Source organism: Bradyrhizobium sp., from assembly GCF_004799405.1.
Lineage (GTDB): Bacteria > Pseudomonadota > Alphaproteobacteria > Rhizobiales > Xanthobacteraceae > Bradyrhizobium.
In genome coordinates this window covers 132465-146394 of record NZ_SSMW01000002.1, presented here as the reverse complement: position 1 = coordinate 146394, position 13930 = coordinate 132465, and the positions used below count along the sequence as shown (strand labels likewise).

Here is a 13930-nt window from a genome sequence, read left to right as displayed (position 1 = left end):
TCAAGGGAAATCGTCGGCGCTGATTTAACCGAACTGCGCCGAAAATGCCAACGCGCCGCGGGAATTCCCGCGTGCCGCCGGGCGATATCGTTAACCCCGCCCACAATAGCAGCGATGCTCGCAAAATGTTGATGCTGGCCGGGCCCGGTCACCATCTCGTGAATGATCGTCAGCGGCCATTTCCGAAGGTTTTCTTCCGTTCAGGCAGGGCCGCGCCGTTCAGCGCATCAGCTTCAAAGCATCGCTGAAAAACTCCGGGCCGCCGAAGTTTCCAGACTTCAGAGCCAGCAGCATCTCGCCCTCTTTGGCGCCGACGGCGCGAAGCACCGGCACGCCGGCGGCGATTTCCGCGCCGACCAGAAAGCCGGGAATCCGAAGGCGATCCACCACCGCCCCCGAGGTCTCACCTCCGGCGACCACCAGCCGCCTTACCCCCGATCCGACCAGTCCTTCGGCGATATCGGCCATCGCCTGCTCGATTGCATGGCCGGCGGCATCGCGGCCATGGCGCGCCTGCAGCGCCGCGACCTGGTCCGGCGCCGAACTGCTGGCGATCAGGACCGGTCCTTCGGCCAGGCGCGCCTTGGCCCAATCCAGCGCGCGCCGGGCTTCGGCCTTGCCCGCGACAATCTGTTCGGGATCGAGATGCAGCACGGCCATCGCCTGTTCGGCCTTAGCGATCTGCTGAAGCGTCGCCTGCGAACAACTGCCGGCGAGACAGGCTGCGGAACCGCCGACCGGAGCATCGGAAATCGCCGTGGCATCCGGTTTGACCCGCCCTGACGCCACCAGCGCGCGGGCAATCCCGAGGCCTATACCGGAAGCGCCGACGGAGACCCGATGATCGAGCGCCACCGTGCCGATGGTTTCGAGGTCGCGCGCGAATACGGCATCCGCGACCGCTGCGCCAAAACCTTTGCTGGAAAGCTCGTCAAGACGCGCGCGCACCGCATCCGGTCCGCGCGCAATAACCGCGAGATCGGCAAGGCCGATTTTGGTCTTGCTCTGGCGCGCCAGCACCCGCACCAGGTTGGAATCGTGCATCGGATTGAGCGGATGGTCTTTCAGCGGGCTTTCGTTCAGCGGGACTGAGCCCACGAACAAATTACCCTGATAGACCGTGCGGCCGGTCTCGGGAAACGCCGGCGTCACCAGCACGATCGTGTCGCCGGAATCGGCGCGCAGCGCGTCCATCACCGGGCCGATATTGCCGGCGTCGGTGGAATCGAAGGTCGAGCAGATCTTGAACAGCACGTGCGCCGCACCCCGCCCGCGCATCCATTTCTCAGCGGTACGCGCGTGCGATACCGCAAGAGCGGCCTCGATGGAGCGGCTTTTCAGCGACACCACGACCGCATCGACTTCGGGCAGCGCCAGATCGTCGGAGGGAACGCCGATGGTCTGCACCGTGCGCAGGCCGCAGCGGGTCAGCGTGTTGGCGAGATCCGACGCCCCGGTGTAATCGTCGGCGATGCAGCCCAGGCAGATATTTCTGGCCGGCGTCACGGCTTCACTCCGGCATACGGCTTGAACCAGCCCAGGCCATCGGTGGTCTTGCCCCGCGGGTTATATTCGCACCCGACGAAACCCTTGTAGCCGAGACGATCGAGTTCGCCGAACAGGAACGGGTAGTTCAGTTCCTCGCCATCGGGTTCGTTGCGTGAGGGGATGCTGGCGACCTGGATATGGCCGATCAAAGGCATCATCTCGCGCAGCCGCATGGTGACGTCGCCATGGATGATCTGGCAATGATAGATGTCGAACTGCAGCTTCAGATTCGGGATTTTCAGCTCATCGATCAGGTCGCGGGCAAAGACAAAGTCGTTGAGGAAATATCCGGGCACGTTGCGCGGGTTGATCGGCTCGATCACCACGTCGAGACCGTGGGGTTCAAGAAATTCGGCGGTCCACGCCACCGATTTGCGAAACGCCGCCACCGCCCTGGCGTCCTTGCGATCGGCAATTCCTGCCATCAGGTGCAGGCGCTTGACGCCGGTCGCCTTGGCGTAAGGCAGCGCGGTGCGCAGGCTTGCCTGCAGGTCGGCGAAGCGATCCGGTAGCGCCGCAAAGCCTTTCTCGCCGGCGTCCCAATTGCCCGGTGGCAGGTTGAACAGCGCCTGCGTCAACCCGTTGCGATGCAGCCGTTCGCCGATCGCGTCAGCCGGATGCTCGTAGGGAAACAGGAATTCCACTGCGGTGAAGCCGGCTCTTGCTGCCGCGTCGAAACGCTCGAGGAACGGCACTTCGGTGAACATCATGGTGAGATTGGCGGCGAAACGGGGCATCGACTGTCCTCTTGTTGTATCAGGCTACTTCGGCTCGCCCGGCAATTGCGTGCCGGTGACGCGGGCATACATCCGCGCCACCGAGGCGTCGTCGTCGCGGCCCATGCCGGAGGCCGCCGTCATCAGAAACATCTGCAGCGCCGCGGCCGCCACCGGCACCGGGAATTTGGCGGTACGCGCCATATCCTGGATGATGCCGAGATCCTTCACGAAAATTTCCACCGCACTTCGCGGCGCGTAGTCGCCATCGAGTACATGCGGCATGCGGTTCTCGAACATCCAGGAATTACCGGCCGAAGCGGTAATGACTTCATAGACCTTGCGGATATCGAGGCCCTGTTTGGCCGCAAACGTGATCGCTTCCGAGGCGGCCGCGATATGCACGCCGGCAAGCAGTTGGTTGATCATCTTGAACGCGGCGCCCTGTCCTGCGGCATCGCCGAGTTCGTAGAGTTTCGCCGCCATGGCGTCGAGCGCCGGACGCGCGCGGGCGAACGCCGCCGGACTGCCGGAGGCCAGAATGGTGAGCTCGCCTTGTGCCGCGCGCTGCGCGCCGCCCGAGATCGGCGCATCGAGATAGTGCCGGCCACTGGCCTCGAGTTGCTTCGCCAGCCGCCGGGCGACGTCCGGGTCCATGGTCGCGGAGGAAACGAACACCGCATCTTTCGCCAGCGTTTCGGCGACACCATCCTTGCCGAACAGTATGGTTTCGGTCTGGACGGCGTTGACGACCACGCTGACGACGATATCGGCGGCTCTCGCGGCCTCTGCCGGCGTCCTGGCGCCCGCTCCGCCGCCTGCGACGAACCGCGCCACCGCATCCTCGGAAACATCGCACCCGGTGACAGCAAAACCGGCGCGCCGCAGCGAGGTCGCCATGCCGAACCCCATCGAGCCGAGCCCAATGACGGCGACGTGTTTTGGTGAGACGGTTTCAGGCATGCGGCGTTTCCTGTTTTCGTTGTTGGGCTCTGGATAACACGGCTTGGCCGCGCTGCCAAAGCATGGGACAACTCGACCCAAGGAAGCTGCCCAAGAAAGCTGCCTATGAATGAAACCAGACTCCGCGAGGAAATCTGCCGCCTTGGCCGCTCGCTGTTCGAGCGCGGGCTGACGCCGGGCTCCTCGGGCAATATCAGCGTCACGCTGGAAGACGGCGGCTGGCTGGTGACGCCGACCAATGCCTCGCTCGGCTCACTCGACCCGGCGCGGCTGTCGCGGCTCGACCCGAACGGAAAGCTCGTCTCCGGCGATGCCCCGACCAAGGAAGTGCCGCTGCATACCGCGCTGTACCAGACCCGCACCACCGCGCGCGCGGTAGTGCATCTGCATTCGACGCATTCGGTGGCGCTGTCGATGTTGCCGGAAATCGATTCACGCGCCGCACTGCCGCCGATGACGGCCTATTACCTGATGCGCTGCGGCTCAACGGCGCTGGTACCGTATTATCGGCCCGGCGATCCCGCGGTCGCCGGTGCGATCAAGGGTCTCGCCGGGAAATATGCCTCGGTATTGTTGGCCAATCACGGCCCGGTGGTCGCCAGCGAGACGCTGGAGAGCGCAGTGTATGCGATCGAGGAACTGGAAGAGACCGCAAAATTGTATCTGCTGCTGCGCGGGCTCAACCCGCGTTATCTGACGCCGGCGCAAGTGGCGGAGCTGTCGAAGGTGTTTGGGCTGGAATTGCCGGAGCATCACGATCACCCGCAGACGCCCTAGCGATCACAATCCCAGATACGCCTTGCGCACATCGGGATTGCCCTTGATGTCGGCCGCAAGCCCCTGCATCAGCACCCGGCCGGTCTGCAGGATGTAGGCGCGGTCGGCGATGTCCAGGCACTCCGCCATGCGCTGCTCGACGATCAGCACGGTCATCCCGGCGTCGCGGATGCGTTTGACCGCGGCGAAGATTTCGTCGACCAGTTTCGGCATGATGCCCTGCGACGGCTCGTCCAGCATCAGAAGCCGGGGCCGCGTCATCAGCGCGCGGCCGATCGCCAGCATCTGCTGCTCGCCGCCGCTCAGGGTTTCGGCACGCTGCTCGAGCCGTTCCGACAGCCGCGGGAATAGCTTGAACACCAGGTCAAGCGGCCCGTCACGGTTTGTCTCGCTGCGGTACATGTAGCTGCCGAGCCGCAGGTTGTCGCGCACCGATAGCCGCGGAAACAGCCGGCGGTTTTCCGGCACATAGGCGATGCCGCGCGCCGTGATCAGGTGCTGCGCCATGCCGTCAATGCGCGCGCTATCGAAGGTCACGGTGCCGGAGCGCGGACGCTCGGCGCCGGCAATCGATTTCAGCAGCGTCGATTTGCCGGCGCCATTGGCCCCGGCGACGCAGACGATCTCGCCTTTGGCGACCTCGACGCTGACCGCCGAGATCGCGACCAGCCCCTGATAGGCGGTGGTGACTTCATGCACCGACAGCATGACGGTCCCCAAGATAGGCGCTGATGACTTTCGGATCGCGGACGATATCGGCCGGCTTGCCCTCGACCAGCACCTTGCCGAGATCGAGCACGATGGCGCGGTCGACCAGCGGCATCACGATTTCCATCACATGCTCGACCATCAGCACGGTGACGCCGGTGGCGCGGACCCGGCGCACCAGTTCGACGCCGGTCTGCGCCTCGATCGGCGTCAGTCCCGTCAGCACTTCATCGAGCAGCAGCAGCTTCGGCTCGGTCGCCAGCGCACGGGCGACCTCGAGCCGGCGCTTTTCCGACGGGATCAACTCGCTGGCGAGAGCGTCGGCGCGCCCGGCAAGGCCGGCGAACTCCAGCACCTCGTAGGCCTTGCGGCGCGCCTCGCGCATGATGGTGGTGCGGATCAGCGCGCCGACGATGACATTGTCGATTACCGTCATGGTTTCGAAGCTTTTGACCACCTGGAAGGTGCGCCCGATGCCACGCTGACAGCGCTCCGCCGCCGGCATAGCGGTAACGTCTTCGCCGTTGAACAGAATCGAGCCCTGGGTTGGCGGCAGCACGCCGGCGATCAGGTTGAACAGCGTCGACTTGCCGGCGCCGTTGGGACCGATCAAGCCGACGATCTCGCCGCGCCCTACCGAAATCGAGATGTCGCTGTTGGCGATCAGGCCGCCGAAACGCTGCCAGACGCCGCGCGTTTCCAACAAGTGCGTCATCGGACCATCGCCTTGCGCCGGCGCGAGAACAGTCCGACCAATCCCTCCGGGCGCGCCAGCGAGATCAGCACGATCAGCGTACCGTAGACGATCAGGTCGACGCCGCGGCCGGAGCCGCCGATGAAGGAACGCGTCAGCTCCGTGAGCGGGATCAGGATGACGGCACCCAGCACCGGTCCCCACAGCGTGCCGATGCCGCCGAGCACCGCGGGCAGCGCCATTAGCAGCGAGAACTGGAAGCCCATGACGCTTTCGGGGTCGATGTAGGACACGAATTGCGCGTAGAAGCTGCCGCCGACCGCGGTGAGAAAGGCCGAGACCGCGGCAGCCCCCATCTTGGAATTGAACACGACCACACCGAGGCTTTCGGCGGCGTCCGGGTTGTCTTTGACAGCGCGCCACCAATAGCCCCATTTGGAATCTTCCAGCCACCAGGTCACGAGCCACGCGACACAGGCCAGCGCGAGGGCAAAATAGAAATAGGGAAGCTTGCTGCGGGTGAACTGAAAATTGAGCCAGCTATCGTGGCGGACGGGAATATCGATGCCGAGTGCCGCCCCGGCCCAGTTCCAGTTCTGGAACAACAACAACGCGATTTCGGCAATGACGATGGTGGCGATGACGAAGTAATGTCCGCGCAGGCGAAAACAGGGATAGCCGAGCGCCATCGCGATCACGGCCGAGATCAGGCCGCCGCCGAGCATGCCGAACCACGGCAGCACGCCGAATTTGGTGAAGAGAATGGCGGTGGTGTAGGCGCCGAGCCCGAAATAAAGCGCATGGCCTAGCGAGATTTGCCCGCAATAGCCGCTGAGGATATTCCAGCTCTGCGACAGCGCCGCATACATCAGCGTCAGCACCATGATGTTCTGGACGTAGACGTCCTTGACGAACAACGGCACCAAGGCCGCGATCACCGCCAGACAGGCTGCGACGATCAGGTCGCGGCGGCGGCGCGTGGCGAACGGCATGTCCATCAGATCGACCCGAACAGGCCACGCGGCCGGATGAAGACCACCAGCAGATAGACCGCGTAGATGCCGACCGACTTCAGCGACGGCGGCAGGATCAGTGCGGTGGAAGCTTCGACCAGGCCGACGACGATGCCGCCGGCAAAGGCCCCGAACACGCTGCCGAAGCCGCCGAGCGCCACCGTGACATAGGCAATCAGCGCGAACGAGGCGCCGACGTCGGGGTAGATGTAGAAGAACACCGCCATGATCGCGCCGGCGAGCCCGACCAGCGCCGCGCCAAGTCCCCAGCCCAGCGCAAACACCTTGTTCTTGTCGATGCCGACCAGCGCCACGGCGCCGGCGTCCTCGCGCGTCGCTTCAAGGGCGCGGCCGAAATCGGTGCGGTTGATGAAAAAATAAAGCGCGGCGAAGGCCGCGATCGACACCAGCGCCCCGACCAGTTGCGGCACCGGCAGGAAGATGCCGGCGATCGATATTGTTTTGCCGCCCAACCATGAATGGGTGACGCTGCGATAGTCCGGCGTGAAGAAAAACTGCGCGAGGCCGCGCATGACGATGGCGAGCCCGAAGGTGGAGAAGATCTGCACCATGCCGGCATTGGCTTTCGCCCTGACCGCAAAGCGCACGATCAGGAGATAAACCACCGCGCCGAATACGAACAGCGCCGCCGCGACCAATGGCGCTGCCAGCAACGGATCGATGGCAAAGAACGCGAACAGAAAGAACGTCGCGTACATCGCGATCATCAGGAACTCGCCGTGGGCGAAGTTCACGACGTCCATCAGGCCGAAGATCAGTGCCAGCCCCACCGCGATCAGGCCGTAGAGCAGTCCCATCAAGAGGCCGCTGGCGAGACTCTGGATGATGGTCTCGGCTGTCACGGCCCCCGCCCCCGCGCGATCCGCTTACTTCATCGGCCAGACGGCTTCGGCGACCGCGGCTTGCGGCGGGGCGATGGTGACGAATTTGCCGCCGACATATTGCAGCAGCACCGGATCGGCATCGTTGTTCTGGCCCATCTCGTCGAACTTGATGCGTTTCCACGGCATGATGGTCTGCTCGCCCGGGATATCGGTCGCTACGAGTGCCTCGCGAATCTTGTCTCCGTCGGTGGACTTGGCGCGATTGATGGCGTCGGCCATCACGATCAGGCCCATGAATTGCCGCGACGTGAGGTCGTTGAAATCCTTGCCGGACTTTTCCTTGAACATGGCGTTGATCTTGCCGACCATCGGCCGCTTGGTGGCCAGATCGAGCGAAAAGGTGCCGCGCGAGATCACGCCTTCGAGCTTGTCGCCGACCGCATCGTACAGCGCCTTTTCGGAAAAGCCGGCGTCCTGCGCGACGATGGCGTTGGGCTTGTAGCCGAGTTCGGCCATGGTCTTCACCAGGAGGATGCCGTCGGTGGTGTAGCTCGAGGGCATCAGCACGTCGGCGTTGGCGGCCTTGAGCTGCTGCACTTCGGCCGACAGCGACGGCGAATTGGAGCGGTATTTGATGTCGGCCAGCACCTTGTAGCCCCGATCGCCCGCCAGCTTGAGCTGGGCGTTGCCGGAATCGGTACCGAAGATGGTGTCCTCGTGGAACAGCGACAGCGTCTCGATCCTGGTGCCTTTCTTCTTCATGGCATCGAAGAAGTCGAACATCGCGGCGGAATACATCTCGTCATGCGGCGCGGCGCGGAAATAGAATTTCAGACCGCGGCGATGCAGGCTCGGCGAGGAATTGTCCGCCGATATGAACGGGATCGAATAGCGCTCGCAAATCTGGCTGACGGTAACCGCGACCGCGCTCTGATAGGTGCCGATGACGGCGCAGACCTTTTCCTGCGTGATCAGGCGTTCAGTCTCGGCGCGGCCCTTTTGCGGATCGGCCTGGTGGTCGGCGAAAACCAGCCGAATTTTGGCGCCGCCGAGGCCGGCTAAACCCGCGTCCTTTGCCAGCGGCAGATCGAAATCGTATTTGTTGTTGATGATTTCCGCCGCGATCTCATACGCCTTCTGGGCATCGACGCCCTGTTGGGCGCTGGCGCCGGAAAACGGATAGATGATACCGATCACCACTTCGGCGGTTTGGGCGCGGGCCGCGATCGGCAACAGCGCTGCGGTGGCGGTAGCTCCAAGCAATACGTTTCGGCGGGTGACGGTCATTGCGATATCCTCTGTTGATCTGTTTCTATCGATGAAACGATTGAAGGAGACGGTAAAGCCTCAAAGAACGGCAATGGCTGCTCATTAAAGCACAGCCAGTTGCTTGTTCTTCAAGTCCGTCACCAGCATCAGTCCGGGCGCATGCGTAATGGCAAACGGCAGCTTCGCCGCCGCAATCACCGCCTGCGGTGTCACGCCGCAGGCCCAGAATACCGGAATTTCATCCGCCTCGACCGGCACCGGGTCGCCGTAGTCGGGTTTGGCGATATCGGCGATGCCGATCGAATGCGGATGGCCGAGATGAACCGGCGCGCCATGGACCGACGGAAAGCGCGAGGTGATCTGCACCGCTCGGATCGCGTCGGCCGGCTTAAGCGGCCGCATCGACACCACCATCGGGCCGGCGAACGGCCCGGAGGGCGCGCAGGCGATATTGGTACGATACATCGGCACGCGCACCTTGCGTTCGATGTGACGGATCGGCAGGTCCTCCGCCATCAGCGCTTCTTCAAACGAGAACGAACAGCCGAGCACGAACGCGACCAGATCGTCGCGCCAATGCGCCATGATATCGGTCGGCTCTTCCACCACCTCGCCGTCGCGCCAGACGCGGTAGCGCGGCAAATCGGTGCGGATATCGAGATCGATCCCGAGCGAGGGAATCCTGGGATCGCCGACGTCGGACATGCCGATCACGGGACATGGTTTGGGATTGAGCTGGCAAAACCGGTGAAATGATGCCGCGAGTTTTTCCGGCAGGATGGCGAGATTGCCCTGGACGAAACCGTTGGCGACCCCCGCCGTGCTCGACGCCATGCCGGCACGGCAGGCATGGCGGGCGGCGACGCTTGGCGGCAGTCCGGTGTCCGCGCGATCCGAAAGCCGTTCCGTTCTCGCCAGGCTGATCATGATCGATCCCGCTGTATTTTGCTCGACACAGAATGGCACATATGGCTACCATAATGTCTAATCGTTGTTTTTAATCAAGATCGATAAATCAGATTTATCAATCTGCGGGCGACGGATGCATGGCTGACTTCAAGGCAATCGAGACCTTTATGTGGGTCGTGACGCTCGGCAGTTTTCGGGGCGCGGCCCAGAAGCTCAACACCACCCAGCCTGCGATCTCGCAGCGGATTGCGCAACTCGAACGCGAGGTCGGGATTCGGCTATTGCAGCGCGACCGGCGCATGGTGCTGCCGACGCCCGGCGGGCGGCAGATGATGGTCTATGCCGAGAAGCTGATCGGCCTGCGCTCGGAAATGCTGGCCGCAGTCGGCGACCGCTCGGCGATGCGCGGCGTATTGCGGCTCGGCGTCGCCGAAACCATCGTCCACACCTGGCTCTCGCAATTGATCAAGAGCGTCAATCGCGCCTATCCTAATCTGTCGCTCGAAATCGAGGTCGACATCACCTCGAATTTGCGGACCCGGCTGCTGGCGCAGGAAATCGAGCTAGCACTCCTGCTCGGACCGCTGACGGCGCCGAACGTCAGCAACCGGGTGCTGTGCGACTATCCCGTGGGTTTTCTCGCCAGTCCCGCGCTTGGATTGGGCAAGGGACGGCTGACGGTGCATGACCTCGCGAAATTTCCGATCATCACTTTTCCGCGCAGGACCCAGCCCTATGAAATCGTGCGCTCGCTGTTCAACCGCCCGGACCTGCCGCCGATGCGGCTGCACGCCAGCGCCTCGCTGGCGACCGTGATCCACATGGCGATCGAAGGCCTCGGCATTGCCGTGATCCCGACCGCGATCGTCGAGAACGAAATGGCCGACGGTCGGCTGCAATTACTGTCGACCAATCTGCAGATACCGCTGCTGACGTTCTCGGCAAGCTGGCTGGCTTCGCCCGACACCGTGGCGGTCGAGCGCGTGGCCGAACTCGCCGCCTCGCTGGCGCAGGGAAGCGTTATTGACGCGCCGCTGCAAGCGCGTCATTGAAAACGATCGCGTGCGCGCGTGCCCGACGGAATAACTCCATGACCAAGATCGCCTCCAACCTGCAGATCGATTCGGCCCGGCTCTGGGAGACGATTCACGAAACCGCGAAATTCGGCGCCACGCTGAAAGGCGGCGTGCGGCGGCTGACGCTCGGCCCCGAAGACAAGCAGGTACGCGACTGGTTCCGCAGGGCATGCGAGGCCGCGGGCCTTGAGGTGCATGTCGATGCGCTCGGTTCGATGTTTGGCTTGCGCCGGGGACGCGACATGACGAAGCCGCCGATCGGACTCGGCTCGCATCTCGACACCCAGCCGACCGGCGGCAAGTTCGACGGCGTGCTCGGCACGCTGGCGGCGCTCGAAGTCGTCCGCACGCTGAACGACGCCGGGATCGAGACGGAAACGCCGATCTGCATCGTCAACTGGACCAACGAGGAAGGCTCGCGCTTTGCGCCGGCGATGATGGCCTCGGCCGCCTATGTCGGCGATTTCACCACCGACGACATCCTGTCGCGCAAGGACGCCGAAGGTGTCACCGTGGCCGAGGCGCTCGACAGCATCGGCTATCGCGGCGCGAGCCCGGTAGGCACGCAGAAATTCACCAGCTTCGTCGAACTGCACATCGAGCAAGGGCCGATCCTCGAAGCCGAGGGCAAGACCATCGGCGTGGTCGATTCCGGCCAAGGCGTGCTGTGGTATGACGGCAGGATCACCGGCTTCGAGAGCCATGCCGGCTCGACACCGATGCCGCTGCGCCGCGACGCGCTGGCGACCTTGTCGGAGATCGTGCTGGCGATGGAGCGCATCGCCGGAAAGCACGGCCCCAAAGCGGTCGGTACCATCGGCGAGGCCGTCATCGCCAATCCCTCGCGCAACGTCATTCCCGGCGAGATCGCCTTCACCGTCGATTGCCGCAGCGCCGATGCCGCGATCATGGACACGCTCGACAAGGACTTGCGCGCAGCCGTCGCCGAGATCGCGGCGCGCCGCAAGGTCGAGGTCGTGCTCGACCTGATTTGGCGCAAGCCGCCGACCCATTTCGATCCGAAACTGGTCGATGCGGTGGAGAACGCCGCCAAGGCGCTTGGCTATTCCCACCGCCGCATCACTTCCGGCGCCGGTCACGACGCCTGCAACCTCAACACCCGGATTCCCGCGGCGATGGTGTTCGTGCCCTGCAAGGACGGCGTCAGCCACAACGAGCTTGAGGACGCCACGCAAGCCGATTGCGCGGCGGGCGCCAACGTATTGATGCATACGGTGCTGGCGCTCGCCGGCGTCGCTTCCTGACCTTTTAAGGAGATTTCAGTGCGCGGAGTCTTTGTCGATGCCAACGGATCGCTGGCGGATATTTTTCAACGGCTCAACAAGCCCGGCTATCCACCGGTGCACATCAACCGCAACCCCGATATCGCGGCGGAACAGATCCCCGCATTGCTCGACGGCGCGGAGATCGTGGTGATCGATCACACCGCCTTGCCGACCGATGTGGCTCGGCGCTGCGCTGGCCTCAAGCATGTGGTGTTTCTCGGCACCGGCGCGCGCAGCTACATGAACCCGGAGGAGCTTGGCCAACTCGGTATCGAAGTTCATCTGATCAAGGGCTACGGCGACACCGCGGTGGCCGAATGCGCCATCGCGCTGATGTGGGCGGCGGCGCGAGGGCTAGCCCAGATGGACCGCGAGATGCGCGCCGGCAACTGGCTGCGCGAGGACGGCATGCAACTCACCGGCAAGACGTTGGGCCTGATCGGCTTCGGCGGGATCGCCTCGGAAGTCGCCCGCATCGCGCTTGGCGGCGGCATGCGCGTGCTCGCATGGAACCGGTCGCCGAAGAGTTTTACAGGCGTGGAGTTCGTCACGCTGGAGAGACTGCTCGCCGAGAGTCAGGTCGTCTCGCTGCATCTGTTGCTCAACGACGAGACCCGCGGCTTTCTCTCAAGCGCGCGCATCGTGGCGATGAGACCGGGCGTCATCCTCGTCAACACCGCGCGCGCCGCGATGGTCGATGAGGCCGCCATGATCGCCGCGTTGAAATCGGGCCACATCCAGCATGCCGGGCTCGACGTCTTCAACACCGAGCCGCTCCCGGCCGACCATCCACTCACGAAGCTGCCCAACGTGACGCTGTCGGCGCATTCGGCCTTCCGCACACCCGAAGCGAGCGAGAATCTGATGGCGGCGGCGTGGGAGCACTGCCGGAGGATCGCCAAGGACTAACTAGCGCAACGCGTTCTTACTTTCCTTCTCCCTTGGGGGGAGAAGGAAGAGGTCCCTACTCCACCATCTCCGCCACCGCCTTGCCGCACGCCGCCGTATCGGCATTGCCGCCGAGGTCGCGGGTGCGCAGTGTGCGTTCGCCGAGCGTGCGCTCGATCGCCTCGACAATCGCCGCGGCGGCTTTCTTCTCGCCGAGATGCTCCAGCATCATGGCGCCGGACCAGATCATGCCGATCGGGTTGGCGATGCCCTGCCCGGCGATGTCGGGCGCCGAGCCGTGCACCGGCTCGAACACCGAGGGGAAAAGGCCGGGCGGGTTGATATTGCCCGACGGCGCAATGCCGATGGTGCCGGTGCAGGCAGGGCCGAGGTCGGACAGGATGTCACCGAACAGGTTCGATCCCACCACGACGTCGAACCAGTCCGGATGCAGCACGAAATTCGCGGTCAGAATATCGATGTGGTACTTGTCCCACTTCACCTTCGGATAGTTCTTCGCCATCGCCTCCACCCGCTCGTCCCAATACGGCATGGTGATGGAAATGCCGTTGGACTTGGTCGCCGAGGTCAGGTGCTTCTTCGGCCGCGACTGCGCCAGCTCGAACGCGAACTTGAGAATGCGATCGACGCCGACCCGCGTCATCACGGTCTGCTGGGTGACGAATTCGCGATCGGTATCCGGGAACATCCGCCCGCCGACGGACGAATATTCGCCTTCGGTATTCTCGCGCACCACCCAGAAATCGATATCGCCGGGTTTGCGGTTGGCGAGCGGCGACGGCACGCCCGGCATCAGCCGAACCGGGCGAAGGTTGACGTATTGATCGAATTCCCTGCGGAATTTGATCAGCGACCCCCACAGCGAAATGTGATCGGGAATTTTTGCGGGCCAGCCGACCGCGCCGAAATAGATCGCGTCATGCTTGCCGATCCTGGTCTTCCAGTCCTCCGGCATCATCTCGCCGTGCTTTTCGTAATAATCCCAGGAAGCGAAATCGAAATGATCGAAATGCAGGCTGACGCCATGCTTTTTCGCCGCCTGTTCCAGCACCCGCAATCCTTCCGGCGCCACTTCCTTGCCGATTCCGTCGCCGGGAATGACCGCGATCCGGTATTGCTTTTTTTGGTCGCTCATCGAAAAATTCCTTTGGTCTTGCCGGGCCGGCAACGCCGGTCATTCGATTGGATTGCAATGGACCAAACTTGGCCGCCGCGCA

At 63.6% G+C, this 13930-nt stretch carries 14 protein-coding genes; 4 read left to right on the top strand and 10 right to left on the bottom strand.

Translation table 11 applies throughout. The annotated features are described in order from the left end of the window. Positions 1-219 precede the first annotated feature (219 nt). Genes otnK through ltnD form a run of 3 tightly spaced genes read right to left on the bottom strand, consistent with a single transcriptional unit; the run spans position 220 to position 3308 of the window. Positions 220-1506 (bottom strand): 3-oxo-tetronate kinase, encoded by a 1287-nt coding sequence (gene otnK / locus E7813_RS00925; protein WP_291569930.1) that lies wholly within the window; start codon positions 1504-1506, stop codon positions 220-222. Then, positions 1503-2285, bottom strand: a complete 783-nt coding sequence (gene otnI / locus E7813_RS00920; protein ID WP_291569928.1) for a 2-oxo-tetronate isomerase — start codon at positions 2283-2285, stop codon at positions 1503-1505. Before otnI ends, otnK begins: the two co-directional genes overlap by 4 nt. Positions 2286-2309: 24 nt before the next feature. After that, positions 2310-3308: an L-threonate dehydrogenase gene (ltnD, locus tag E7813_RS00915; RefSeq protein WP_363331140.1), complete on the bottom strand. Its 999-nt coding sequence runs from the start codon at positions 3306-3308 to the stop codon at positions 2310-2312. Between the two features lie 24 nt (positions 3309-3332). Here ltnD and E7813_RS00910 point away from each other — a divergent pair, with 24 nt between their 5' ends. Next, complete coding sequence (locus E7813_RS00910; RefSeq protein ID WP_291569924.1) at positions 3333-4004, top strand: aldolase; 672 nt, start codon at positions 3333-3335, stop codon at positions 4002-4004. 3 nt (positions 4005-4007) lie between these two features. Here E7813_RS00910 and E7813_RS00905 read toward each other — a convergent pair whose 3' ends face one another. From E7813_RS00905 to E7813_RS00880, 6 genes are all read right to left on the bottom strand, one after another. After that, positions 4008-4712, bottom strand: a complete 705-nt coding sequence (locus E7813_RS00905) for an ABC transporter ATP-binding protein (RefSeq protein ID WP_291569922.1) — start codon at positions 4710-4712, stop codon at positions 4008-4010. After that, positions 4696-5427 (bottom strand): ABC transporter ATP-binding protein, encoded by a 732-nt coding sequence (locus E7813_RS00900; protein ID WP_291569921.1) that lies wholly within the window; start codon positions 5425-5427, stop codon positions 4696-4698. The genes E7813_RS00905 and E7813_RS00900 overlap by 17 nt, the downstream gene beginning before the upstream one ends. Further along, positions 5424-6404 carry a branched-chain amino acid ABC transporter permease gene (locus tag E7813_RS00895; RefSeq protein ID WP_291569919.1) on the bottom strand — a complete coding sequence of 327 codons (981 nt, stop codon included), beginning with the start codon at positions 6402-6404 and terminating at the stop codon, positions 5424-5426. Before E7813_RS00895 ends, E7813_RS00900 begins: the two co-directional genes overlap by 4 nt. Further along, positions 6404-7282: a branched-chain amino acid ABC transporter permease gene (locus E7813_RS00890; RefSeq protein ID WP_291569918.1), complete on the bottom strand. Its 879-nt coding sequence runs from the start codon at positions 7280-7282 to the stop codon at positions 6404-6406. Before E7813_RS00890 ends, E7813_RS00895 begins: the two co-directional genes overlap by 1 nt. Positions 7283-7306: 24 nt before the next feature. Then, positions 7307-8551, bottom strand: coding sequence for an ABC transporter substrate-binding protein (locus E7813_RS00885; protein WP_291569916.1), 1245 nt, complete (start codon positions 8549-8551; stop codon positions 7307-7309). An 84-nt stretch (positions 8552-8635) separates the two neighbouring features. Continuing rightward, a complete protein-coding gene (locus E7813_RS00880; RefSeq protein ID WP_291569914.1) occupies positions 8636-9460 on the bottom strand; it encodes a putative hydro-lyase in 825 nt (274 codons plus the stop codon). Positions 9461-9579: 119 nt separating this feature from the next. On the opposite strand from E7813_RS00880, the gene E7813_RS00875 reads away from it, so the two are divergent. Genes E7813_RS00875 through E7813_RS00865 form a run of 3 tightly spaced genes read left to right on the top strand, consistent with a single transcriptional unit; the run spans position 9580 to position 12713 of the window. Beyond that, complete coding sequence (locus E7813_RS00875) at positions 9580-10494, top strand: LysR family transcriptional regulator (RefSeq protein WP_291569912.1); 915 nt, start codon at positions 9580-9582, stop codon at positions 10492-10494. A gap of 38 nt (positions 10495-10532) precedes the next feature. Continuing rightward, positions 10533-11783, top strand: coding sequence for a Zn-dependent hydrolase (locus E7813_RS00870; protein ID WP_291569909.1), 1251 nt, complete (start codon positions 10533-10535; stop codon positions 11781-11783). Positions 11784-11801: 18 nt separating this feature from the next. Further along, complete coding sequence (locus tag E7813_RS00865; protein WP_291569907.1) at positions 11802-12713, top strand: NAD(P)-dependent oxidoreductase; 912 nt, start codon at positions 11802-11804, stop codon at positions 12711-12713. Positions 12714-12768: 55 nt separating this feature from the next. Here E7813_RS00865 and E7813_RS00860 read toward each other — a convergent pair whose 3' ends face one another. After that, entirely contained in the window at positions 12769-13848 is a 1080-nt protein-coding gene (locus E7813_RS00860; protein WP_291569905.1) for a tartrate dehydrogenase, read from the bottom strand. Positions 13849-13930 lie beyond the last annotated feature (82 nt).

Bases quoted from the DNA above. Each gene is read 5' to 3' on its own strand.
- E7813_RS00880 (WP_291569914.1), bottom strand. From the start codon at position 9,460: ATGATCAGCCTGGCGAGAACGGAACGGCTTTCGGATCGCGCGGACACC.
- E7813_RS00900 (WP_291569921.1), bottom strand. From the start codon at position 5,427: ATGACGCACTTGTTGGAAACGCGCGGCGTCTGGCAGCGTTTCGGCGGC.
- E7813_RS00895 (WP_291569919.1), bottom strand. From the start codon at position 6,404: ATGGACATGCCGTTCGCCACGCGCCGCCGCCGCGACCTGATCGTCGCA.
- E7813_RS00910 (WP_291569924.1), top strand. From the start codon at position 3,333: ATGAATGAAACCAGACTCCGCGAGGAAATCTGCCGCCTTGGCCGCTCG.
- E7813_RS00875 (WP_291569912.1), top strand. From the start codon at position 9,580: ATGGCTGACTTCAAGGCAATCGAGACCTTTATGTGGGTCGTGACGCTC.
- E7813_RS00905 (WP_291569922.1), bottom strand. From the start codon at position 4,712: ATGCTGTCGGTGCATGAAGTCACCACCGCCTATCAGGGGCTGGTCGCG.
- E7813_RS00860 (WP_291569905.1), bottom strand. From the start codon at position 13,848: ATGAGCGACCAAAAAAAGCAATACCGGATCGCGGTCATTCCCGGCGAC.
- E7813_RS00885 (WP_291569916.1), bottom strand. From the start codon at position 8,551: ATGACCGTCACCCGCCGAAACGTATTGCTTGGAGCTACCGCCACCGCA.
- otnI (WP_291569928.1), bottom strand. From the start codon at position 2,285: ATGCCCCGTTTCGCCGCCAATCTCACCATGATGTTCACCGAAGTGCCG.
- E7813_RS00870 (WP_291569909.1), top strand. From the start codon at position 10,533: ATGACCAAGATCGCCTCCAACCTGCAGATCGATTCGGCCCGGCTCTGG.